Below are 22,024 nucleotides of genomic sequence, written 5' to 3' on the forward strand. Positions count from 1 at the left end.
GATATTTCATCTGAGGACTATTCATGAAGAAGTCGGCAATGATTTTCGGTCTTGCAGCGACAGCTAGCTCGGCAGTTTGGGCTCAATCGAGCGTAGTACTTTACGGTATTGTTGACGCTGGGGTTCGCTATGCCAGTTACTCGGGGCCGATGCCGAGCAATGACTCCTCGCTGTGGCAGTTGGCTCAAGGCGGTATGGCCAATAGCCGTTTAGGGGTCAATGTCAACGAAGATGTCAATGCTGGTTTGAAGGTGATTGCGAACCTTGAGCACCGCTTTAATTCGGATACCGGGGCCCAGTCGGCCGCTGAATTCTGGCGGCAATCTTGGGTCGGCCTGCAGTCGAACCAATATGGGCGGCTGACCATAGGCCGGCAGTACAACCTGATGTTCGATGCGGCCACCTCAAGCTATGCCTCTTTCAATTACTCGCCCTATATTGGCTTTTCGCCCGAGTTTGGTTTGTCAATGGGCACCCGCCAAGACAATATGCTCAAGTACACGGCCGATATGGGCGGCCTGCGTGGCAGTATTCAGCTCAGCGCTGGCGAAGGCAATGCTCCGAATAAGTCGAGGGGCGGGCATCTGCGCTACGCCGCCGCTGAACTCGCCGTTGCCGGCGCCTATCTGGAGGTATTCGACACGGCGGGCAAGCGAGTCAAGGGTTTGACCATGGGGGGCTCTTGGACGGCCGGGCCGCTCTATGTGGTGGCCGCTTGGGCGCGCAATGAATTCGATCAAGGCAGCTTGCTGGGGGAGCTTTTCACGCGGGGTTTGAGTGGCCCAAACGTGCTCGCGCCGAGTGCCAACGATGTGAAGCTGCGGTCAATGGTTTCGGGCGGCTTGACCTACCAGTTCACCCCGCAATTCAATTTGGGTGGCCATTACTGGCGCTCCACTCAAACTCATCAGCTGACAGCCACAACAAGCAAGGGTGATTTCTTCGCCGCCGTGGCGGACTATGCGTTTTCTCCGCGCACCGACCTCTATGCCGAATTTGACTTCACCGACTTCTCCGGCAAGGTCAGCTTCGCTAACGCGGCAACTCGTCGTTATGGCACGACGCTCGGCCTTCGCCATCGCTTCTAGTCACTCTGCCGGCTCCAAGCCGGCACTCGCCGCCGCCAATACCGCCTGCGTCAGTCGCTCCAGCATGGGCAGGGGCTGACGTGTGTATTGCCAATACAGCGGCAACATCAAGGGCGCCCCTGGCAACAAGGTCAGCAAGCGCCCCTCGGCCAGCGCCTGCTGTACCGCCGAGGCCGGGTTCATGCCCCAGCCCAAGCCGGCAATCGTGGCGTCAACAAAGGCTTGTGCTGACGGCAGGCCGTGGGGCGGCAGGGTCAGTTCTTGCCCGAACTGTTGCTTGACCCAGCCGAGCTGCAAGCGGTCTTGTTGACTGAAGCGCAGGCAGGGGGCTTGGCACAGCGCTGAGGCCGTCACCCCGGCAGGGAAGTAACGTGCCACAAAAGCGGGGCTGGCCGTCGCCAGATAACGCATGGCACCCAGCGGCAGGCTGCGGCAGCCTTGCACCGGCTCGGCCAGATCCGTCACCGCCGCCAGCACCTCGCCGCTGCGCAAGCTCTCGGCGGTGTGGGCTTGATCCTCCAAACGCAGATCCAGCAACGCCGATTCGGCCTCGGCAAAGGCCGCCGCAGCCGGCAAGAACCAAGTCGCCAGGCTGTCGGCATTGACGGCGAGACGCAGCGTTATGCGGCCCAGGCCGTCGGGCGCCAGCGCTGGCATCGCGCCGAGCAGATCCTGCTCCAGCATGCCGACTTGCTCGACATGCCGGCACAAGTGTCGGCCCGCCTCGGTCGCCACACAGGGGCTGCCGCGCACGACCAGGATTTGGCCCAGACGGTCTTCCAGCAGCTTGACGCGCTGCGACACCGCCGAGGGCGACAGGTGCAAGGAGCGCGCCGCGCGCTCAAAACTGCCTTCGCGCACCACCGCCGCGATGGCGGCCAATAAAGAGTAGTCAAGCATGCTGGTTGCGCCGAGAGGGACGCATTCAATGAAGCCGCGCTGATGCGGCATCAGCAAGTCTAAGGGCGTCTGGCGGCAAATTGAGCGATGCTGCGCGGCATGAACTTCAACGCTACACATTTAAGCACCTACACCCAGGGCCTGCTGCTGGGCGCCTCCTTGATCGTCGCCATTGGCGCGCAAAACGCTTTTGTGCTGCGCCAAGCGCTGCGGCGCGAGCATGTCACGGTCATTGTGCTGGCCTGCGGCCTGACCGATGCTGTGTTGATGGCGGCCGGCGTTTTCGGTTTGGCGGCCTTGATCAACGCTCAGCCTTTGCTGACGAGTTTGATCAGTTGGGCCGGCGCCCTGTTTTTGACCGCTTATGGGCTGCGGGCGCTGTGGCGTGCGCGGCGGCCCGGGGCCGACCTGCATGCCGCACAGGGCCCGAGCCTGAGCCTTGCTCAGGCCTTGCTGCAGTTGGCCGGCTTCACGCTGCTCAATCCGCATGTCTATCTGGACACGGTGATGCTGGTCGGCTCGGTCGGCGCCCAGCAGCCGACGGCCTTGCGCCTGGCGTTCATGGCCGGCGCGGCCAGCGGCAGCATGCTGTGGTTTGCACTGCTCGGTTACGGCGGGCGCTGGTTGGCCCCCTGGTTCGCCCGACCGCGCGCTTGGCAGTTGCTTGACGCCCTGATCGGCATCACCATGCTGGCGCTCGCCGCCATGCTTGTAATTCAAACCTGAGACACTGTCCGCATGTGGACAGGAATTGTTTTTGCGCTCGCGGCCGGCCTGATGTGGGGGCTGGTCTTTGTGGCCCCTTTGATGTTGGGTGACTACCCGCCCTTGATGCTGACCGTGGGTCGCTATCTGGCCTTTGGGCTGATCGCGCTGCCACTGGGTCTGCTGGATCGCAGCCGTCTGTCCGAACTGCGCGGCCTTGATTGGCTGCAAGCGCTAAAGCTCAGTCTGATCGGCAACTTTGTCTATTACCTCTGCCTGTCCGCCGCGATTCAAATGGCCGGCGGGCCTCTGCCCACGGTCATCATCGGCACCTTGCCGGTGGTGATCGCCATCATCGCCAATCTGCGCAGCCAGCAAGCCACTCCATGGCGCAAGCTGGCACCCTCGCTGGTCTTGATTGCGGCCGGCATTGCCTGCGTCAATCAGTCCGAGCTTGATGCATTGATACAGAGTCAAGACGGTGACCTGCACCGTTACATGCTTGGTGCTCTGCTGGCGGTGGCGGCCGTGGCCTGCTGGACCTGGTACCCGATTCGCAATGCCGATTGGCTTTTGGCCCACCCACAAGCCAGCCCGCGTGTCTGGGCCACCGCCCAAGGTTTGATGACGCTGCCGGTGGCCTTGCTCGGCGTGGCCGTGCTCTATGGCGCGCAGGCCTTGCATTTGCCCTGGCTGCCGGCCGGTTTCGAGCTGCCGCTGGGGCCACGACCACTCGACTATTTTGCCTTGATGCTGGCGGTGGGCCTGTTTTCGTCCTGGCTGGGCACGCTCTGCTGGAACGAGGCCAGCCAGCGCCTGCCGACCTCGCTGGTCGGGCAGTTGATCGTGTTCGAGTCACTGGCCGCGCTCGCCTATGCCTTCATCTTGCGCGGCCAAATGCCGCCCGGCCTGACGCTGCTGGGCATCGGTTTCTTGCTGGCCGGGGTGGTCTGGGCCTTGCGCAAAGCGAAATAGCCGGGCAGCCGTTACCATCTCCCCCCAACTAGGAAGCTAGGGCCGCATGCCCGCACCATGTACGCGAACTTTTTTGGCCTGAAGCAAGAGCCCTTCTCGATTGCTCCCGATCCGCGCTATCTCTATATGAGCGAGCGCCACCGCGAAGCCTTGGCGCACCTGCTGTACGGTCTGCGCGGCGGGGGGGGGTTTGTGCTGCTGACGGGCGAGATCGGCGCCGGCAAGACCACCGTCTGCCGCTGCTTTCTCGGCCAGATCCCCAAGCGCTGCAATGTGGCCTATATCTTCAACCCCAAGCTCAGCGTGGCCGAATTGCTGCGCACGGTTTGCGAGGAATACGGTATTCAGCTGGCGCCGGCCTTGACGGATGAGACGGGCCAAGAAGTCTCGGTCAAGCCTTATGTTGATGCCATCAACGAGTTTTTGCTCAGAACCCATGCGGTCGGCCAAAACAATGTGCTGATCATCGATGAGGCGCAAAACCTCTCGGCCGAGGTGCTGGAGCAATTGCGCCTGCTGACCAATCTGGAGACCAATGAGCGCAAGCTCTTGCAGATCATCTTGATCGGCCAGCCGGAGCTGCGCGAGATGCTGGCCCGGCCCGATCTTGAGCAGTTGTCGCAGCGTGTGATTGCGCGCTTTCATCTGCCGGCGCTGTCGGAGGCCGAGACCGATCAGTATGTGCGCCATCGCCTCTCGGTGGCCGGCTTCAGCGCCGCCTTGCCCTTTGAACCCAAGGCGCTGCGGCGCATCTATCAACTCTCACGCGGAGTGCCCCGGCGCATCAACCTGCTGTGTGACCGCGCCTTGCTGGGGGCTTACGCGCAGGACAGCCGCAGCGTTGACCGCGCGACGGTTGAGCGTGCTGCGGCCGAAGTGTTCGATCAAAAAGACCTGGGCTCGGCCTGGCCAAGCGCCTGGCGCAGCGGGCGGCGTTGGGCGCTCGGCGGCGCCGGCGTGCTGGCCGCCGCCGCCTTGTTGGCTTGGACGAGCAAGGATTTCTTGTTGGCTAACGCCAGGCCCAAGCGGAGCGAGGTCGCCGCGCCGTTGCTGTTGTCGGCCAAGCCGACAATGCCGGCAATACCCGCCAGCGCCGCTACGGCCGCTTCAGGCGCCAAGCTGATCAGCAGGGTCGAAGTGAATAGTAGCCTGCAAAACAGCCTGCCGGCCAGCCTGGGTTTGCGCAGCGAGGCGCAGGCCTGGCAAGAGTTGGCACGCAGCTGGCAGCTAGAGGTGACAGAGAGCGAGCCCTGCCAGGCCTTGGCGCTGCAGCAGATGCAATGCTTTCGCAGCAATGCCGGTGGCGCCGGCGATGGTGGCCTGAGTCTGCTGCGCCTGCTCGACCGACCCAGCATCCTGAGTCTGCGCGATGACGCAGGCAAGCTCTTCTACGTCACCCTGGTCAAGCTTGATGAGCAATACGCCACCGTGCGTCTGGGTGAGCAAACCCAGCGCATCAGCCTGCTGGGCTTGAGCACGCAATGGCGTGGCGAGTTCGCCATGCTTTGGCGCGCGCCGCCCGGCTATCCGGCCAAGGCCAGTGGCGGGCCCTTGCTGGCTTGGGTCGATGCCAATTTGGCCAAGGCATTTGGCGCAGCGCCGGGCGCCGGGCCGTTCCGCCTGGACGCGGCGATGCGCGCCAAGCTGGCTGCTTTTCAACGCTCGCAAGGGCTGCGCAGTGATGGCCAACTCGGCCCCATCACCTTGATGCTGCTGAGCCGGGTGGCCGGCGCAAATGAGCCGGCCGGATCGGCCGAGCCCCGCCTGCAAGCCGGTAAGGCATTGCAAACCGCTGCTGCGGCACCGTAACAAGAAAACGCTATGTCCTATATTCTTGACGCTTTGCGCAAAGCAGATTCCGACCGCGAGCGCGGCGCCGTGCCGACCCTCCACAGCCATCCGGAGCAAGGGCGGCAGGGCGGCAATGCCGGCGCCCAAGCGGTAGGCCTGCCGGCCTGGGGCCGCATGGCGCTGGCCGCCGCCTTGGTGATCTTGCTGCTGCTGTTGGGTGGCTTGGCCACGCAGTGGTTGAAGGGCGAGCCGCCCCCCGAGTCGGCAACGACTCAAGTTCCAACGCCAGCGCTGCCAGCACCGGCAGCGGTAGCGCTGGCGACAACTGCCACCACGCCGCCCCTAACGCCAACCTTGCTGGCTCCGCCACCGGCGGCGCCTGAGTCCTTGCCGGTCGCCAAACCTCTCGCTGCCCCAGCCGTGGCAAAGGGTGCCGAGTTGCCGATACTCAAGTTCACCGAACTGCCAGACTCGATCCGCAAGGCCTTGCCCACGATCGCGACCAGCGGTGCGATGTATTCCGATACGCCCGCCAACCGCATGTTGATCGTCAACGGGCAGTTGCTGCACGAGGGCGATCAGATCGGCCCGGAGCTGCAACTGCAGAGCATCGAGTTGAAGAGCGCGGTGCTGGTCTTCAAAGGCCAGCGCTTTCGCATCAACTATTGATCCGGGGACAAGGTGGGACATTTTCGCAGCCGACGAACCAACTGAAGCTGGCCCCACCAAGCCGCCGCTAAGCCATGGGCGCCACCCAATGGCTTACTCCCGACCGTCGCGATAAGCGGGCTGGCCACCACTCGGTCGAAACGAAGACAGGGTGTCGTTGAGCCCCATATCATCCAGGTTGCCGTAACGGCCAGGCCCCAAGATCACGCAACGGCCACGAAAATCCTTGTCCGTACAGAATTCCCAGCGCCCACTGCGAATGATGATGGACGACACCTTGTCGTTGAGGTTCAGATTTTCAATGTTGGCGCTGCCCCGCGAGTTCACGGCCTTGCCTCCATAGTTGCCATGCTCATACAGCAGCACCGAGCTACTGCCGCCACCCCAGGCGCCACCTCCAGAATCGGTGTCTACTGGGCGGACCGAACTGATGCGGTCGTTGATGCCGATCGCACTGATCGAGGCATAGCGGCCTTTACTCAAGGTGACGCATTGGCCGCGAAAACCGGCGTCGCTGCAGAGTTGCCAGTTGCCCTTGCGCACGACCACAGAAGAAACCTTGTCGTTGAAACCCTCTCGACTGAGATCGGCTTCTTGCTCATGGATCTGGAGTGATCGGCCGCTGTAGTCGTCATTCTCATACAAGGTGATCTGAGCGTGCGCCTGCGCGGCGACCCAGCAGAGCAAGGCGGCTAGGCTAGGCCGCAGGTAGAGCGTGAAGCGAGAAGTTTGCATGTTTCTAACGTTGTTGAGCTGATCTTGCGATCGAAATGTTAAACCAGCCGCAGGCCGATTGGTCCCGGTTTTCAAGGCCTGGCCGAAAAGGCCGGCGGCACCTTTTCCGTCGACGCCTTGTCGGTGCGGATGCGAAACAAGGCGGTGCGCGCCAGCATGATGGTGGTGACCGGCACCGTCAGCGCCAACAAGATGATGATCAGCCAGGCATGCAGGGCCAGCCCCTGCTCCAGCGCCGAGAAATAGATCATCGTGGCCAGCGACACGCACCAACTCGCGAGCGTGAAGGCGAGTGCAGGCGGATGCATACGCATGAAAAAGGTCTTGAAGCGCAGCACGCCGATGGCGGCGGCCAGCGTGAACGCGGCGCTGATCAGCAGCAAGATGCCAACCGGGATTTCGACCCATAAGGACAATGCTTCATTCATTCAATCACCTCGCCACGCAACATGAACTTGGCCATCGCGGTGGAGCCGACGAAGCCGAACAGCGCGATCAGCAGCGCCGCCTCGAAATACATTTCGCTGCGGTAGCGAATCGCCAGCACCATCAGGATCAACATCGCGATGGTGCAGATCAGGTCCAAGGCAAGCACTCGGTCCTGCGAGGCCGGGCCGCGAATCATGCTCACCAGGCAGAGCGCCATGGCCGCGACATAACAAGCCAAGGCGACGGCGATGGCGCCGAACAAAAAGCCGCTCATTCAAAGATCTCCATCAAGGGGCGCTCATAGCGTGACTTGATCAAATCGATCTCGGCCTGCGCGTTATCGAGCTCGAAGATATGCACCAGCAAGACGCTGCGGTCCAACGCCAATTCCGACCAAATGGTGCCGGGGATCACGCACATGATGGCGGCCAGCGCGGCCAAACCATTCGGGTCACGCATGTCCAGCGGCACCGCCACAAAGCCACCTTGCGGCAGCTTCCCCGTAGGCGCCAGGGTGGCTCGCAGCACCCGCCAATTCCAGATCAGCACATCTAGCCCGACCTGCCAGAACAGCCGAAAGGCAAGTGCTGGTTTCTTGAAGCCGACCGGCGTGGGCCGCAACGAGGCCGTCATCCAGGGCGCCAGCACGCCGACCAGCAAGGCCAGCAACCATTGGCCGAGGCTGAAAGCATTGTTCAACAGCAGCCACAAGGCCATCAGGGCGAGGCTCAGCCAGGGCGCGGGAAAGCAGCGTTTGAACAGGCCGGGCTTCATGGCTTGCGCTCCGCCTGAGGCGCGCGCAAGCGCTCGGCATTGGTCGGCGTCAGCACCGGCCGGGCCGACAACACCGCCGAGATATAGGCTTGCGGGCGATAAAGCAGATCCGCGCTGGTTTTGGCGTAACGCAAAAGGCCATCGGCATGAATGGTCATCAGCCCGCACAGCGCGACGAGCATTGCAATCGGTACGAACTCAAGCAGCCGCAGCCTGGGCGGGCTGCGGTTCACCGGGGTCCAGAAGAAGCGAATGCCGGTGCGCGATAGGGCGATCAGCGCGAACAGACCGGCGCCTATCATCAGACCCAAAAACAGCCATGCTGCGGGCCTGATCGGGGCGGCCGCGCTGGCTGTATTCAGCAGTGCCGACAACATCGCGAACTTGGCGACGAAGCTCGACAAGGGCGGCAGGCCGGCCACCAGCAGCGTGCAGCAGACAAAGGCCAGGCCCAGCAGCGCGGTGGACGCAGGGATGGCGCGGCCGACCAAGACCTCTTCGTCCTCGTCCAGATTGGCCTCGCGGGCCAACTCTTGCTCGACCAAGGCGAAAGGCAGGTGGTCTTCTTCGTCCTCGGGGGCGCGTTGGGCCAGGGGGTCCGGGCTGCGCGCACGGTCCATCAACTCGGCCAGCAAGAAGAAGGCCGCCACCGCAAAGGTCGAGCCCGGCAGGTAGTAGAGCGCGCCGGCCGTCAACTCGGGCCTGGCAAAACCCAAGGCCGCCATCAAGGTGCCCGAGGACGCGATGACCGCGAACGAGGCCAGGCGGGCGGGCCGCTGCGCAGCCAGCATGCCGATCGCACCGAACGTCAGCGTGGCCATGCCGCCCCATAGCAGCCAGCTGTTGCCAAAGCCGGACGAGGCACCGGCGGCGGCCGAGAACAGCAGCGTGGACAGGCGCAAGAGCACATAGATGCCGACCTTGGTCAGCAGCGCGAACATGGCGGCAGACGGCGCGCTGGCGGCCGTGTAGGCCGGTGCCAACCAGAAATTCAAGGGCCAGAGCGCGGCCTTGGCCAGGAAGGCGACGGCCAAAATTGCACAGCCGGCGTGCAGCAGCGCGCGGTCGGCGGCTGCCACGGCGGCAATGCGGGCCGCCAGGTCGGCCATATTCAGCGTGCCCGTGACGCCGTAAATCAGCGCAGCCCCGACCAGAAATAGCGAGGACGCGACCAGATTGATGCTCAGGTAATGCAGGCCCGCCTTGACCCGCGCCGGGCCACTGCCATGCAGCAGCAGGCCGTAAGACGCGGCCAGCAGCACCTCGAAAAAGACAAAAAGATTGAACAAATCGCCGGTCAGAAAGGCCCCGTTCAGGCCCATGAGCTGCAGTTGCAGCAGCACATGAAAATGCGCGCCGGCCTTGTGCCAACGAGCGAGCGAGAACATCAGCACCATCAGCGCCACGATCGCCGCCACCACCAGCATCGAGGCGGATAAATGGTCCAGCACCAGCACGATGCCGAAGGGTACATCCCAGTTCGAGGGTAGATAGACGCCGAAAGCCTGCGGTTGCGCGGCCTCCATATGCACACCCAGCATCAAAAACAAGGCGATGGCCAGATTGGCCGTTGTCGCCACCAGGGCCAGCATGCTCTTGCGCCGGTGCCGCCGATCTCCCAACATCAAAAGCAGGCAGGCCGCAATCAAGGGCAGCAGAATCGGCGCCATGGTCAGATGAGGCATCAAGGCCGCGTTGACCAGCAAGGCCCAATCGCTCAGCCAGGCCATCATGGCTGCGACCCCTGGGCGGCAACATCATCATCGGGCGTGCCGTCCACATGGTCATTGCCGACGAAGCCGCGCTGCGCCAGCATCACCACCAGAAACAATGCCGTCATCGCGAAGCCGATGACGATGGCCGTCAGCACCAAGGCTTGCGGCATCGGGTCGCTGTAGTTTTGCAGTGTGGTTGCCACCCCGGCGGCCAAGACCGGCTCCTTGTCCAGGCTCAGGCGGCCCATGCTGAAGATGAAGAGATTGACCGCGTAGCCCAATAGGCTCAGACCCATGATGACTTGATAAGTGCGCGGGCGCAGCAGCAGCCAAACGCCGCAAGCGCTCAAGAGGCCGATGGCCAGGGCGAGGACAATTTCCATCAGCGCTTGCTCCCGCTTGCAATGCGTTTATGGCCGCGCACCGACTGGTGGCCTAGCGCTGTCAAGATCAACAGGACGGCGCCGACCACCAGCGTGAAGACGCCAATGTCGTAGAACAAGGCACTGGCGATATGGATCTCCCCGAGCAAGGGCAGGTGAAAATGGCTGGTGTGGGTGGTCAAGAAGGGATAGCCGAAGAACAGCGAACCAAGACCGGTGCAACTGGCCGTTAGCAAGCCCATGGCGATCCAGCGCTGTGGCCGCAGGCGGATATTGGCCTCGACCCACTGCGTACCCGAGACAATGTATTGCAGGATGAAGGCCGTCGATAAAACCAGGCCGGCGACGAAGCCGCCGCCCGGTTGGTTGTGGCCGCGCATGAAGAGATGGACGGCGATCACCAGCGCCACCGGCAACAGCAAACGCAGCAGCACGGCGGGCACCAGCAGGTAGCCGCTCGCGCCATCTTTTGGGGCATTGCTGGCGCTGTTGGCGTGCACCAGATCGGTGGCGAGGTCCGGCGCCAGCAGCAATTGCTGCGGTGGCAGGGCGATGCTCTCGGGCGCCGGGCGGAAGCGCCGCAGCAGCGCGTAGACGGTCAGCGCCACGATCGCCAGCACGGTGATCTCGCCCAGGGTATCGAGGCCACGGAAGTCCACCAACATCACATTGACCACATTGGTGCCGAAGCCTTCGGGCAAGGCCCGCTCCAAGAAAAAGGTCGAAATGCTTTGCGGGAATTCGCGCGTCATCATCGCGTAGGAGAGCAAGCTCATGCCGGCGCCCACGCTCAGCGCCAGCAGCAGGTCGCGCAGGCGGCGCGTGCGGCGCCTGACCTTGTCCAGCGAGCGTTCGGCCAGGGCCTCGGCCTTCTGCCGCGCTTCGATGCGTTTGGGCAACCAGCGCAGGCCCAAGAGAATCAGCACGGTGGTGACGGTCTCCACCGACAACTGCGTCAGCGCCAGATCGGGCGCCGAGAACAAGGCGAAGGTGATCACCGTGCAAAGCCCCGCCACGCCCATCAAGGCCAGCGCCGTCAGGCGTTGATACTTGGCCGCCTTGGTGCAGGCCAGCGCCGCCGCGCCGCCGATCAGCCACAGCAAGGTGAAGGCCGGCGAGAAGGGCAGGGGCGCGCGCGTACCCGGGTCGGATCCGCCTTGGCCGGCCAGGCCGGCGGCGACTACCACCAGGCCGAGCAAGAGCAGTAACTGCGTCTGCAGACGGCGCGTGCCGATCAGATTCAGCGCTGTGCGGCTGACCGCCGTCAAGCGAGCCAAGCCGGTCTGGAACAGCTGTTGGCCGTTCAGCAGGCCCAGCAGCGGCGTGCGCTGGAACCGTTCACGCGCGAGCGGGCCACGCAAGATCCAATACAGGGCAATGCCGCCCGCCAGTGCGATCAGACTCATCAGCAAAGGCATGTTGAAGCCATGCCAGAGCGCCAGATCGAAAGCCGGCAGGGCGGAGCCGACCACCGGCGCGGCGGCCGTCTCCAGCACCCGCTGCATCGTCCATTGCGGCAGCGTACCCACCACCAGACAGGCCAGCACCAATAACTCCACCGGCACACGCATCCAGTGTGGCGGCTCATGCGGCTTTCGGGGCAGATCGGCGCTGCTGTCCGGGCCGAAGAAGACGTCGACGCAAAAGCGCAGCGAATAGGCGACGCTGAACATGCCGGCCAGCACCGCGGCGGTGGGTAGCAGCAAATCGAACCAGGGCAACGAGGTGACAAAAACTGCCTCGGTGAAGAACATCTCTTTGGAGATAAAGCCGTTCAGCAGCGGCACGCCCGCCATCGCCGCGCTTGCCACCATGGCCAAGGTCGCGGTGATCGGCATGCTGCGCCGCAGGCCGCTGAGGCGGCGGATATCGCGTGTGCCGGTTTCATGGTCGATGATGCCCACGGCCATGAAGAGCGAGGCCTTGAAGGTGGCGTGGTTCATGATGTGAAAGACAGCGGCGACGGCGGCCAGCGGGCTGTTCAGGCCCAAGAGTGTGGTGATCAGACCCAGATGCGAAATCGTCGAATAGGCCAACACGCCCTTTAAATCTTGTTGAAAGATCGCCGCGAAGCCGCCCAGCAGCAGCGTGATCAGCCCCGCACCGCTGACGATCCAGAACCACTGATCGCTGCCGGCCAGCACCGGCCACAGCCGCGCCAGCAAAAACACCCCCGCCTTGACCATGGTGGCCGAGTGCAGATAGGCCGACACCGGCGTGGGCGCGGCCATCGCATTGGGCAGCCAGAAGTGAAACGGAAACTGCGCGCTCTTGGTCAGCGCCCCCAGCAGCACCAGGACCAGGGTTGTCAGGTAAAGCGGATGCGCGCGCACCAAGGTGCCGGAGGCCAGCACCACATCCAGGTCGTAGCTGCCGACGATATGGCCCAAGACCAGGACGCCGGCCAGCAGGCACAAGCCGCCGGCGCCGGTGACGGTCAGCGCCATGCGCGCGCCGCGCCTGGCATCGCGGCGGTGGTGCCAGTAGCCGATCAGCAGAAAGGAGAACAGGCTGGTCAGCTCCCAGAACAGCACCAGTTGCACCAGATTGCCGGACAAGACCACGCCGCTCATCGCGCCCATAAAGGCCAGCAAGAAAGAGAAGAAACGCGGCACTGGGTCGCTGGGCGACATGTAGTAGCGCGCGTACAGTACCACCAGCGCGCCTATGCCCAAGACCAGCAGCGAGAACATCCAGGCGAAGCCGTCCATGCGCAGGACGAAGTTCAGGCCGAGAGAGGGCAGCCAGGCAAACTCCTGCCGGATCACGCCGCCGGCGGCCATCTCAGGGCAATAGGACGCCGCCTGCACAAAGCAGAACAGCGCCACCGCGCCGGCCAAGCTCGACTCGGCATTGCGCGCGTTGGCCGGCATCAGCGCCGCGATCAAGCTGGCCAGAAACGGCAAAGCCACCAGGCTGATCAGGCCGAATTGCTGAAAGAATAAGTACAGGTAATTCGTTACTTGGTTCGCCATTGGCTCGCTGGGAATCTCTGACTTTTTCGACCCGTCCGAGTTTAACCGCCGGGCATAAAAAAACCCCCTCGCCAGAAGCGAAGGGGTTTTTCTGCCGGCGTGAAGCGGCGGTTCAGTCCATCCTTACTTGCACTTGGAACCGGTCACCAGGCGTTGCGCCACGATGCTCAGGTCGCGGACGTTGACGACGCCGTCGCCGTTGACATCGGCGCGTGGATCGAAGCCCGGGTCGCCGACGCGCTTGCCCATGGAGGCCTTGACGATGGCGAGGTCATCGCAATTGACCTTGCCGTCACCATTCAAGTCACCGACCATCACGATGGCAAAGTCGACGTTCGAGACATCAAAGAACACATTGTCCACGGCCTCGACCTTGAACCTGGCCTTGGAGCTGGCCACCGCAGGCAGGATCACCGAGCTGCTGCCGTTGTTCGGCACGCTGGCGGCCAAGACATGCGGGAAGGTGTTGCCGCCGTCGACCGACAGGCTGATCTTCACATTGGCCGTGCTGACCGGCGCAGCGCTGGTGTTGGCCACGTCCCAGGTGACGGTTTGCGTCGTGCCGCTGCCGACCGACATGGCGCTGTTATGCGAGGTGACCAGGAAGGGGCCTGCGCCAGGCGCCAAGATCAGCTTGGTGCTGGCGCTGCCGACGCCGCCGCGGCCGTCACGTGCCGTCAACTTGAAGTTCAGTGCGGCCGGGCTGGCGTTGACACCGGCAACACCGACATAGTCCTTGGTCGGCAAGAACTCCGAGAAGCAATCCACATTGGCGGCCGGGCAGGTGCCGGTCACCGCGTTGGTGTTGTTGACCAGAATCTGCGCCATGTCTGGGAAAACGCGGGTCGGGTTGCTGGTGACGAGGTTCTCGCCCGGAGAGTTATAGAGCTGGGAATTGGCCTCGCTGACATTGGCGGCGGTACCGAATTGGCGGAACAAGGGTCCTTCCCGCTTGGCGTTGCTGGGCAGGCTGGTGCCGTTGGAGCCGCCACGGTCGTTCTGTTCCCACATATAGGTGAGGGTATCGCCGTCCACATCGGTGGCCGCGCCGGTCAGGGCGAACGGTGTGCGCAAGGGGATGGTGTAGCCGGCCGGCACGGTCACGACCGGGGCGCTATTGCCGGTGGCGTTGCTCGAGCCGCCGCGAGCGGTCGGGCCACCGGCGGTGATTTCGCCGACATAGCCTTGGAAGCTACCGTCGTTGACCAGTTCGAGCTTGCTGACATTGATGCCCGCCAGCGTGCCGCCGAAGGTGACGGTGAAGCCCGCGTCGGTCAAGGCGCTGGCGGTCACGGTGCCGCCCGCCGGCCAGCCGCTGATGCCCTCGATCGCGGCCTTGATGCCGGCGACGGTGAAGTTGGCGCCGCGCACGATGTCGGCCGAGGCGTTGCCATTGAACTTCAATGTGAACTTGGCCGTGCCGGCATAGCCGGTCAGCGCTGCCATCTGCACCTCGTTCAGATTGGTTTCGGCGCCGGAGGTGTAAGCCACGATCTCGTCAAAGCTGCGCTGCGACCAATAGGCATCGCTGTGTGGTTGGCTGTCGTCGGTGCCGCAGATGCCGGCATAGGCCATGATGGACGAGCCGCTGCCCGGCTCCACCGAGGTGCCGGCATTGCGGTTGCCGCCGGTGCAGCTGCCGCTGATGCCGTTGAAGCTGTGGTTGCCGGCGAACTGGTGGCCCATCTCATGCGCCACATAGTCCACCGCAAACAAATCGCCGACCGGGGTGGTCACGCCGGTGCAGCCTTGCGCCTTGCTGCTGCCGCCGACCACGCCGAGGCTGGCCAGACCGCCGCCGGAATTGCCCATGCCGATGTGGCCAATGTCGTAATTGCTGGCACCGATCAGCAGGCCGATGACGGTCTTGTTGCGGGTCAGCGTGCCACCGCCGCAGGTCGATACCTGGGCCGCGGTGTAACAAGCGGTGGCACCGCAAGCGCCGTTGGCACCGGTCGTTTGCGCGACGGTGTCGAAATTGAGCTTGTCGTTGTCATTCACCAGCGTCAAGCGGATCGAGGTCTCGTCTTCATAGACATGGGTGATGCGGTTGACCAAGGTGACCTTGGCCGCCGTCACATTGGCGCCGCCGCCAAAGAAGGTCGCATAGTTGGGGTCGGTCACCAGCGCCAGACGGTAGTTGCGTAACTGGTTACCTGTTGCTGCTGCCGGGCTCATTTCATCGCCAACCACATGGTAGGCTGAACTGGCGCTGCTGCGGCCGTCGGTCACGGTGATCTCGTAAGCGCCGAGGTTGCGCGATGGGTCGGCGGTGACGCTGGCCGAAACGGTACCGTCTTGATCGGCCACGGCATTGACGGTCTGGCGCGGGGCCACATCATTGGCAGGGTCTTGCACGGTGATGGTCACCTGAGCGCCGGGCGTAAAGCCGAAACCCCGTACCTCGACGGCATCGGCCGCGTGATAGAAACCGCGGGTCAGCGCGATATGAGCCTCGGTCTGCATCGCCTCGGCCAGCCGGCCATGCGTGTTGGGCAGATCGCGGCCGTAGTAGCTGGCGTAGACGCTGTCGTCCAGATGGAATTTAGGGTCGATATACCAAGCACCCTTGGGCGAGCGGATCGATGCATGGAAGCCGATTGGCGTGATGTCCATGCGCAGAGTCGCGCGCGGGTCGTCTATGCCGCGGCCCGAAAAAGTCTTGATTTCGGGGTGCTTCTCGGCCAGTTTGGATTCCATCACCGGCGATTCGCTGATCGCAAAACGCTGATATCCACCATTCGGATGCGGCAAGGAGACCACCAGCGGGCTCAAGGCAGCGGCATCGCTGCGCTCCATCGGCGCGTTCTTGGCCAGCGCCATCAAGCCGCTGCGGTCCAGTGTTAGCGCCCGGAAGCGGCGCGGTTGCACCGAGGCCACGGCACCCTTGGCGGAAACCTTGCCCGAAGTCGCCACGCTGTCTTGCCAGAAGGCGCCGCCCGTTTGCACTTGCTGCACTTGCGAAGTGGCGTTACTTTCTTGCCTGTCGACCGCTGCATAGGCATGCGGCGCGGCTACGGCGCCGGCCATGACCAAGCACAAGGCCATGACGGCGCCAGCGCTTTGGCTGCGTGCATGGCTAGGCTTGTTTGCCCCCGTCGACGACGGGCTGCGGGATTGGTGCAATTTCATGGCTATTCCTTTATGGGGCTTTTTGACTGTGGCTCAAGGGATGGAAAGAGCGGCGCATGCGGTCAAGTCAAAACCACTAACCTGCTATTTCTATAGACCACTTGCGCGTCGTCCGTTTGAGCAAGGGTGCAAGAATAGTGGACAAGTTCACATCAGCAATAGAGGGGCAATCCCGATGAAGCGATCAATCGAGTCGATGGCTTTGCCGCTTGCCGGGCGCTGGCAACGGGTGGCTTTGTCGCTTGCTTTTTGTGCCGCATCGCTGGCCGGCGGGCTTGCCTTGAGTGCGCCGGTCGAGCCCTTGCCCGGCGGCGAAATCATTGCCATCTCCATGGAGAAAGATTGCTTTGGCTGCAGCACCGGCGAGCGTTTGCACTTGCGCCGCGACGGCCTCGCCAGCCTCGCGCTGACCGGCAAGGCGCGCCACCGCACGCAGGACGAAACCAGCCTTGGCGCCATCGGCAGCGACGATTTCGAAGCCTTGGCGCGTCTCACTTTGGCACAGGGCTTCTTTGCCATGCAGGACAGTTATGAGGACCCGCAGATTCGTGACGGCGCCTGGACTCTGATCAAAGTGGAGTGCAGCGGTGGCACAAGCAAGCAGGTGTTTCGCAGGGAGCGCGAGGGGCCGACGGCGCTGAACGTTATCGAGTCGGCGATGGCAGAGTTGCGAGGCCGGATCGTCTTTGAGCGAAAGCACCCGTAGGCGAAACGCATCGCTGCGCGCGAGGGGCGGGATTCCCCTCTTGCCGATCGGCGCTGCCGGGTGGAACACTCGCGACTTGCAAAACCTGGGCCAAGTGCATCACGCCGGCCGCCCGTGTCTTTGAAAAAATCAGAATTTAATTCATGTAATTCGGCGTTAGGCTTGGGCAGCAATATGAGCGGCCCTGTTCGGCGCGGATTTCCCGCCACGGACTCGATGCCCACATCGACGCCCACATCGACGCCTACAGGGCAGAGGAGAAAACAATCATGGCAAGTCGGCAACAAGTTTGGAAAAAGAGTTTCTTTACCGCGCTGGTCTTGGGCGCCTTGTCGGCCCAAGCCCTGGCGGCCGACCCCACGCTGTCATTCGTGGTCTCGGCCAATCCTGCCCAGCAGGGTTCGGTGATCGATCTGAATGTGTTGATTTCGGACGTCAGCGATTTGTACGCCTATCAATTCACGCTGTCCTTCAATGCGGCTGTGTTGCAAGCGACCGCTGTGACGGAAGGCAGTTTCCTGTCCGGCGGCGGAGCGACCTTTGGCGATACCGGCACGATAGACAACACGCTGGGATCGATCTCCTTGGTCTACAACACCTTGCAGGGTGCCGTGCCCGGCGTGAGCGGCAGCGGCAGCCTCGCGCACATCAGCTTCAATGTGGCCAACGTCGGCGTTAGCGTGATGAACTTCTCCGATGTCGTCTTCCTGAATTCCAGCCTCGGCGATTTGACGCTCAAGTTGGAGCCGCTGACGCTGCAGGCGGTGGCGGTGCCCGAGCCGTCTACCTATCTGTTGTTCGGTGCCGGCCTGGCCGGACTGGCGGCGCTGCGCCGCCGTCAAGCGCGCTGATCGCCTTCAGATTCAACCGCTGGGCAGTCTGCGCGGGCCTGCCTCTGCCTCTCAAACGTCGAAGGCCGGATCCTCGCCGAGGTCCGGTAGGCGCTGAATGATTTCGCCGGACGGCCCGCCGCGCGTCACGCTCGAGCTATAGCCGGCCAATCCGACCGTGCCGCGTAGCGCGTTCAGGCGGTTCAACCAGCCGCGCAGGAACACATTCATATCCGGCTTGACTTCGACCAAACGCCGGTAATAGCTCTCGCGCACGGTGCAGAATTTCTGCAGCGCTTGGGCCGGGTCGCAGCATTGCACGGCCGCCAAGGTGGCGCCGCCAAAACCGCCGTCAACCTGGCAGCCGACCGACTCCTGCAGAAATCCAACCGCCCGCCCGACGCCCATATTGACGGCGGTGTCGAAGAGCGCCAGATCGAGCTTGTCCTGCACCTCCGAGCAACGGGCCGCGTGCCAGTAGTTGTGCTCGTAAATACTGCTCATCTCGGCCTCTGTCAACTCGCGCACCGAATGCTGCGGCCGCCCATTCTTGGCGCACCAGGTGTCGTAGACCTTTTGCGTCACGCCACGATTGGTGGCGCCGCCGGGATCGGCCGGGTGGTCGACGAAGCCACCTTCCCAGCGCAAAACAAAGGGCAATGAATTTGCAAATGACATGGCGGACTCCTGGGGTGGACTGGACCGGCTGGATTGTGTCGCCATGGGTCCGCGCCATCACTCCCTAGGATGCAGCAAAAGGCCCACTTAGCAATGCTTGCAAAGCGTTTGACTCCAGCGCAATCGGCGGCATGATGACGGCACCGAATTTGCCGGATTCTCGCCATGCCGAGTCAGCCGATTGAGCCTTCACCGCAGTTGTCGCCGCCCCATGTGCAGCGCATGCACCAGATTCTGCTCTGGCCCTTGCGGCTGATGCCTCTGGGCGATGCGCCGGGCGCGCCACGGCGACCCTGGGAGTTGCTGCCAAAGGGCGCCGAGGCAGGGCCCTGGCGAGAGTTGATCGACGAATACACCGGCGACCCCGCCAGCTTTCACGAACGCCATTACCAGGAGTTCGTGACCTTTTTGCCCTATGTGCAGCGCTTTCTTTATGGCGACGGGCGTTCGCCCGGCCGGCCGCTTGACGGCCGCAGCGAGGCCGGAATGAAGGTCTTCCGGCGCCGTGATCTGGCCCGGTTGCGCGTCTGCCCCAGGCCCGGCGCCGCGCCGCTGACGCTGGACGTCGTGCATGTCGATCTCTACTTCTTCTTCGACGTGGATGTGGTGCTGCTGAATGTCGAGGTCAGCGCCACCGACCTGGAGTTGCGCCAGGCGCAGGAGTTGCTGTACCGCTTGGGTCGCGCCTACCCATCCGGCTGGGACGCGCAAGGCCTGCCCCTGCACAGCCTCGCCAGCGCCGAATGGCTGGACGCCCAGGGTCGGGTCTTGTCGGCCTCGGATGCGCTCGAGCGCGAGCATTACATCGCCCATGTGCAGGAGCACCGTGCGCCCTGCATTGCCGAGCATTGGGCCTTTGTGCTGCGCCCGCTGGTGGTTGACCATTCAAACGAGCCCGGTGCGCTGCGCTTTCGGCAGATCGAGTATTACCGCATGCCGATGATGGCTTATCTGGCGCTGGACGAACCGCTCGCGCTGTCGCGCAGCGATATGGTCAGCCTGGGGCTGGTGACCGGACCGCAGGGCAAGCCGGGCTCGCAGCAGCTGCCCTTTGCCGAACAGCATCTGCATGACTTCGAGAGCAAATATTGCTATGACAGGTTCTGGGGCGATGCCGGTGCCGCGCCGAATACGCGTTACTTGTGCAGCGGGCATTCGTTGGTCGTGATTGGGCGCGCCGACTCGGTCTTCTTCAGTTGCCGTGATCGTGGCGTCCTGGCGCATTTCCGCCATCAGCATTTCATGATTTTCTTGATTGCGCATTTTCAGAAAGCATCGCTCTTGATGTTCTCCGACCGCTTGGTCGAGGCGCTGCGGCGGCTGAATGTGCAGGACGCCGAAAATGTGCGCCGCTTCAAGCGTGCGATCCGTTCCAGCTTCGAGGGTTTCTTGCGCTTCTCGCACCGCTACTGGTTTCACGAGGTGGCCGAGCAGGCGCAGTCGCGCGCGCTGTTTCGCATGTGTGCCAATCACCTGGAACTGCCGGTCTTGTATGCCGAGGTCAAGGAGCGCATCACCGATATGAGCGCCTACCTTGAAACCGACAGCATCCGCCGCCAGGCCAACACCGTTGTGCGCCTGACGGTGGTGACGATCGTTGGGCTGGTCGGCACCATCACGACCGGATTTTTGGGCATGAATTTGCTCGCCGAGGCCGAGGCACCGCTGAGCGAGCGCCTGCTCTACTTTGCGCTGGTCTTGGGTGTGACGATCGCGCTGACCGTCTACACCATGGTCAAGTCCAAGCGCTTGTCGGACTTTTTGGATGTGTTGTCGGATGAGCGCATGTCGGCCTGGAACAAATGGCGGGCCTTTGCGGCGGTGTGGCGTTCGGGCCCAGATTGAGAGGGAGAAAACTTTTTACTGCGCGGCCGCCATACGTCGTTGGCCGAATGCTCGGAATCCTCACGTACCTTGAGTACGTTCCGGTTCCTGCGCTTCGTCCGCCTAGCCTGACTGCCGCTCGCTACAAAAGTTCTCACCCTCTGAACTGATGAGCGAAAATCACCCGCTCGCTCACCCACTTGGCCCTTGCCGATGTTCACCGATCTGATTCCCGACAGCGCTCCGCCCGAGCCACCAGCAGCCAAGGCCGATGCCAAAGATCGTTTCTTGCGCCTGCTGGAAACAGCATTGGCCAACGGCACATTTGCCAAGTTGCTGCTGAGCAAATATGTCGGCGACGAGGCTCAGCTGGACCGGCTGATGCTGCGCGAGGTGCAGTTGCGCGGCGAGCGGCAGCTGTCATTCTTGTGGCGCTACCAGACCCGCGACATCACCAAGAACTACGCCATCCCCGAGGCTCTGTTGCGCTTGGCTGATTTGCTCGGCGCGCAGTTTCACAGCGCGCATTTGCAAACGCAGAGCGAGGAGGTGCAGCTGGTGTTCAGCCGCAAGGGCCGGCCCAGCCTGCGCCTGGGCAAGGCGCCAGCGGCGACCATGCCGCTGGCGGCCGAGGCAGGGCATGACAAGGAAAAGCTGCGTTACCTGGAGCTGAGTCGGCCCTTCTGGCTCGATCTGGGCGTCACGCATCTGGTGCGTGGCGAGGCAGCGTTAGTGCCGGCGATGTCGCGCAAATGGAAGCAGATCAACAAATTCATCGAGATTTTTTCGGCCGCCTTGAAGTCCTCCGGCCTGAACGACAGCCCCGATGTGCATGTCGCCGACTTCGGCTCCGGCAAGGGCTATCTGACCTTCGCCATGCATGACTGGCTGCGTGCGCAAGGCAAGGCTGCCTGCGTCACCGGCGTCGAGCTACGCGACGATATGGTCAAGCTCTGCGGCGCCGCGGCGGCCAAGCATGGCATGGCTGGCCTGCGTTTTGATCAGGGTGATGTGCGCAGCTACACGCCGCTGAGGCTGGACGTCATGATCGCGCTGCATGCCTGCGACATCGCGACCGACTATGCGATTCATTTCGGCCTGCGCGCCGGCGCCAAGGTCATCATGTGCTCGCCCTGCTGCCACAAGCAGGTGCGCCCGCAGATGCAGACGCCGACTTTGCTGCGCCCGCTCTTGCAGCATGGCATTCATCTGGGCCAGGAGGCCGAGATGGTGACCGACGGCCTGCGCGCGCTCTTGCTGGAGGCCGAAGGCTATGACACCCAGGTCTTCGAGTTCGTGGCGCTGGAGCACACCAGCAAGAACAAGATGATTCTGGCCGTCAAGCGCGCGCAAGCGCTGAGTGCGGCTCGGCGCGCCGAGCTGCAAGCGCAGATCGCCGAGATCAAGCGCTTTTATGGCATCCGCGAGCAGGAGCTGCAGTGTCTGTTGGCGGCTTGAGGTCTGCCCTAGAGGCCTGATCGCCAAGGGGCCCCAAGTCGCCGCGATCGGCAGGCAAAAAAAGACCCCGACCAAGCTGAGTCGGTCGGGGTCTGTCAAGAGCGCGTGACGCTGCCCAAGTACGTGGCTAGCTCGATGCTTGATCTGGGCTAGCCCGTGGGGCCGCAGCGTTGTGTGTTGTTGCGCTGGCAGCGCTGGGCCGGGCAGGCCGGTGAGGGCTTGCAGCCTGGGCGCTGTTAGAGCTCAGTCTGGCAGGG

General features: G+C 63.2%; 19 protein-coding genes. 9 read left to right on the forward strand and 10 right to left on the reverse strand.

Translation table 11 applies throughout. The features are described 5' to 3' along the window. Positions 1 to 38 precede the first annotated feature (38 nt). Entirely contained in the window at positions 39 to 1,088 is a 1,050-nt protein-coding gene (locus LNV07_RS20740) for a porin (protein WP_263573127.1), read from the forward strand. Here LNV07_RS20740 and LNV07_RS20745 read toward each other — a convergent pair whose 3' ends face one another. Then, positions 1,089 to 1,988: a LysR family transcriptional regulator ArgP gene (locus LNV07_RS20745; RefSeq protein ID WP_263573088.1), complete on the reverse strand. Its 900-nt coding sequence runs from the start codon at positions 1,986 to 1,988 to the stop codon at positions 1,089 to 1,091. A gap of 99 nt (positions 1,989 to 2,087) precedes the next feature. On the opposite strand from LNV07_RS20745, the gene LNV07_RS20750 reads away from it, so the two are divergent. Genes LNV07_RS20750 through LNV07_RS20765 form a run of 4 tightly spaced genes read left to right on the forward strand, consistent with a single transcriptional unit; the run spans position 2,088 to position 6,128 of the window. Next, complete coding sequence (locus LNV07_RS20750; protein WP_263573089.1) at positions 2,088 to 2,714, forward strand: LysE/ArgO family amino acid transporter; 627 nt, start codon at positions 2,088 to 2,090, stop codon at positions 2,712 to 2,714. A 12-nt stretch (positions 2,715 to 2,726) separates the two neighbouring features. After that, positions 2,727 to 3,668 carry a DMT family transporter gene (locus LNV07_RS20755; protein ID WP_263573090.1) on the forward strand — a complete coding sequence of 314 codons (942 nt, stop codon included), beginning with the start codon at positions 2,727 to 2,729 and terminating at the stop codon, positions 3,666 to 3,668. A gap of 57 nt (positions 3,669 to 3,725) precedes the next feature. Then, positions 3,726 to 5,477: an ExeA family protein gene (locus tag LNV07_RS20760; RefSeq protein ID WP_263573091.1), complete on the forward strand. Its 1,752-nt coding sequence runs from the start codon at positions 3,726 to 3,728 to the stop codon at positions 5,475 to 5,477. 12 nt (positions 5,478 to 5,489) lie between these two features. Beyond that, positions 5,490 to 6,128 (forward strand): general secretion pathway protein GspB, encoded by a 639-nt coding sequence (locus LNV07_RS20765; RefSeq protein ID WP_263573092.1) that lies wholly within the window; start codon positions 5,490 to 5,492, stop codon positions 6,126 to 6,128. A 93-nt stretch (positions 6,129 to 6,221) separates the two neighbouring features. Here the strand turns inward: LNV07_RS20765 and LNV07_RS20770 are convergent, their stop codons facing one another. The 8 genes from LNV07_RS20770 to LNV07_RS20805 all read right to left on the reverse strand — a co-directional run bounded on the left by LNV07_RS20770 (position 6,222) and on the right by LNV07_RS20805 (position 16,271). Continuing rightward, positions 6,222 to 6,863 carry a beta/gamma crystallin family protein gene (locus LNV07_RS20770; RefSeq protein ID WP_263573093.1) on the reverse strand — a complete coding sequence of 214 codons (642 nt, stop codon included), beginning with the start codon at positions 6,861 to 6,863 and terminating at the stop codon, positions 6,222 to 6,224. Positions 6,864 to 6,934: 71 nt separating this feature from the next. Next, positions 6,935 to 7,291: a Na+/H+ antiporter subunit G gene (locus tag LNV07_RS20775; protein ID WP_263573094.1), complete on the reverse strand. Its 357-nt coding sequence runs from the start codon at positions 7,289 to 7,291 to the stop codon at positions 6,935 to 6,937. Then, positions 7,288 to 7,566, reverse strand: coding sequence for a K+/H+ antiporter subunit F (locus LNV07_RS20780; RefSeq protein ID WP_263573095.1), 279 nt, complete (start codon positions 7,564 to 7,566; stop codon positions 7,288 to 7,290). Before LNV07_RS20780 ends, LNV07_RS20775 begins: the two co-directional genes overlap by 4 nt. Beyond that, entirely contained in the window at positions 7,563 to 8,066 is a 504-nt protein-coding gene (locus LNV07_RS20785) for a Na+/H+ antiporter subunit E (protein ID WP_263573096.1), read from the reverse strand. The genes LNV07_RS20780 and LNV07_RS20785 overlap by 4 nt, the downstream gene beginning before the upstream one ends. Continuing rightward, positions 8,063 to 9,799 carry a monovalent cation/H+ antiporter subunit D gene (locus tag LNV07_RS20790; protein ID WP_318013774.1) on the reverse strand — a complete coding sequence of 579 codons (1,737 nt, stop codon included), beginning with the start codon at positions 9,797 to 9,799 and terminating at the stop codon, positions 8,063 to 8,065. Before LNV07_RS20790 ends, LNV07_RS20785 begins: the two co-directional genes overlap by 4 nt. After that, entirely contained in the window at positions 9,796 to 10,164 is a 369-nt protein-coding gene (locus LNV07_RS20795) for a Na+/H+ antiporter subunit C (RefSeq protein WP_263573097.1), read from the reverse strand. Before LNV07_RS20795 ends, LNV07_RS20790 begins: the two co-directional genes overlap by 4 nt. Next, positions 10,164 to 13,139, reverse strand: coding sequence for a monovalent cation/H+ antiporter subunit A (locus LNV07_RS20800; protein ID WP_263573098.1), 2,976 nt, complete (start codon positions 13,137 to 13,139; stop codon positions 10,164 to 10,166). Before LNV07_RS20800 ends, LNV07_RS20795 begins: the two co-directional genes overlap by 1 nt. Before the next feature lie 123 nt (positions 13,140 to 13,262). Then, positions 13,263 to 16,271 (reverse strand): M12 family metallo-peptidase, encoded by a 3,009-nt coding sequence (locus tag LNV07_RS20805; RefSeq protein WP_263573099.1) that lies wholly within the window; start codon positions 16,269 to 16,271, stop codon positions 13,263 to 13,265. A 175-nt stretch (positions 16,272 to 16,446) separates the two neighbouring features. On the opposite strand from LNV07_RS20805, the gene LNV07_RS20810 reads away from it, so the two are divergent. Next, entirely contained in the window at positions 16,447 to 16,977 is a 531-nt protein-coding gene (locus LNV07_RS20810) for a hypothetical protein (protein WP_263573100.1), read from the forward strand. Positions 16,978 to 17,246: 269 nt separating this feature from the next. Beyond that, positions 17,247 to 17,828 carry a cohesin domain-containing protein gene (locus LNV07_RS20815; protein ID WP_263573101.1) on the forward strand — a complete coding sequence of 194 codons (582 nt, stop codon included), beginning with the start codon at positions 17,247 to 17,249 and terminating at the stop codon, positions 17,826 to 17,828. Between the two features lie 51 nt (positions 17,829 to 17,879). Here LNV07_RS20815 and LNV07_RS20820 read toward each other — a convergent pair whose 3' ends face one another. Beyond that, positions 17,880 to 18,485: a glycoside hydrolase family 108 protein gene (locus tag LNV07_RS20820; protein WP_263573102.1), complete on the reverse strand. Its 606-nt coding sequence runs from the start codon at positions 18,483 to 18,485 to the stop codon at positions 17,880 to 17,882. A 165-nt stretch (positions 18,486 to 18,650) separates the two neighbouring features. Here LNV07_RS20820 and LNV07_RS20825 point away from each other — a divergent pair, with 165 nt between their 5' ends. Together LNV07_RS20825 and LNV07_RS20830 are read left to right on the forward strand one after the other, a co-directional pair. Further along, the gene (locus tag LNV07_RS20825) at positions 18,651 to 20,330 is read left to right on the forward strand and encodes a magnesium transporter CorA family protein (protein ID WP_263573103.1); all 1,680 of its coding nucleotides are present in this window, start codon (positions 18,651 to 18,653) and stop codon (positions 20,328 to 20,330) included. Positions 20,331 to 20,522: 192 nt separating this feature from the next. Then, positions 20,523 to 21,767: a class I SAM-dependent methyltransferase gene (locus LNV07_RS20830; protein WP_263573104.1), complete on the forward strand. Its 1,245-nt coding sequence runs from the start codon at positions 20,523 to 20,525 to the stop codon at positions 21,765 to 21,767. Positions 21,768 to 22,024: the final 257 nt, after the last annotated feature.

Source organism: Roseateles oligotrophus (assembly GCF_025717515.1).
Lineage (GTDB): Bacteria > Pseudomonadota > Gammaproteobacteria > Burkholderiales > Burkholderiaceae_C > Paucibacter_A > Paucibacter_A oligotrophus.

Coding starts and splice junctions, on each gene's coding strand:
- LNV07_RS20740 (WP_263573127.1), top strand. CDS start 39: ATGATTTTCGGTCTTGCAGCGACAGCTAGCTCGGCAGTTTGGGCTCAA.
- LNV07_RS20745 (WP_263573088.1), bottom strand. CDS start 1,988: ATGCTTGACTACTCTTTATTGGCCGCCATCGCGGCGGTGGTGCGCGAA.
- LNV07_RS20750 (WP_263573089.1), top strand. CDS start 2,088: ATGAACTTCAACGCTACACATTTAAGCACCTACACCCAGGGCCTGCTG.
- LNV07_RS20755 (WP_263573090.1), top strand. CDS start 2,727: ATGTGGACAGGAATTGTTTTTGCGCTCGCGGCCGGCCTGATGTGGGGG.
- LNV07_RS20760 (WP_263573091.1), top strand. CDS start 3,726: ATGTACGCGAACTTTTTTGGCCTGAAGCAAGAGCCCTTCTCGATTGCT.
- LNV07_RS20765 (WP_263573092.1), top strand. CDS start 5,490: ATGTCCTATATTCTTGACGCTTTGCGCAAAGCAGATTCCGACCGCGAG.
- LNV07_RS20770 (WP_263573093.1), bottom strand. CDS start 6,863: ATGCAAACTTCTCGCTTCACGCTCTACCTGCGGCCTAGCCTAGCCGCC.
- LNV07_RS20775 (WP_263573094.1), bottom strand. CDS start 7,291: ATGAATGAAGCATTGTCCTTATGGGTCGAAATCCCGGTTGGCATCTTG.
- LNV07_RS20780 (WP_263573095.1), bottom strand. CDS start 7,566: ATGAGCGGCTTTTTGTTCGGCGCCATCGCCGTCGCCTTGGCTTGTTAT.
- LNV07_RS20785 (WP_263573096.1), bottom strand. CDS start 8,066: ATGAAGCCCGGCCTGTTCAAACGCTGCTTTCCCGCGCCCTGGCTGAGC.
- LNV07_RS20790 (WP_318013774.1), bottom strand. CDS start 9,799: ATGATGGCCTGGCTGAGCGATTGGGCCTTGCTGGTCAACGCGGCCTTG.
- LNV07_RS20795 (WP_263573097.1), bottom strand. CDS start 10,164: ATGGAAATTGTCCTCGCCCTGGCCATCGGCCTCTTGAGCGCTTGCGGC.
- LNV07_RS20800 (WP_263573098.1), bottom strand. CDS start 13,139: ATGGCGAACCAAGTAACGAATTACCTGTACTTATTCTTTCAGCAATTC.
- LNV07_RS20805 (WP_263573099.1), bottom strand. CDS start 16,271: ATGAAATTGCACCAATCCCGCAGCCCGTCGTCGACGGGGGCAAACAAG.
- LNV07_RS20810 (WP_263573100.1), top strand. CDS start 16,447: ATGAAGCGATCAATCGAGTCGATGGCTTTGCCGCTTGCCGGGCGCTGG.
- LNV07_RS20815 (WP_263573101.1), top strand. CDS start 17,247: ATGGCAAGTCGGCAACAAGTTTGGAAAAAGAGTTTCTTTACCGCGCTG.
- LNV07_RS20820 (WP_263573102.1), bottom strand. CDS start 18,485: ATGTCATTTGCAAATTCATTGCCCTTTGTTTTGCGCTGGGAAGGTGGC.
- LNV07_RS20825 (WP_263573103.1), top strand. CDS start 18,651: ATGCCGAGTCAGCCGATTGAGCCTTCACCGCAGTTGTCGCCGCCCCAT.
- LNV07_RS20830 (WP_263573104.1), top strand. CDS start 20,523: ATGTTCACCGATCTGATTCCCGACAGCGCTCCGCCCGAGCCACCAGCA.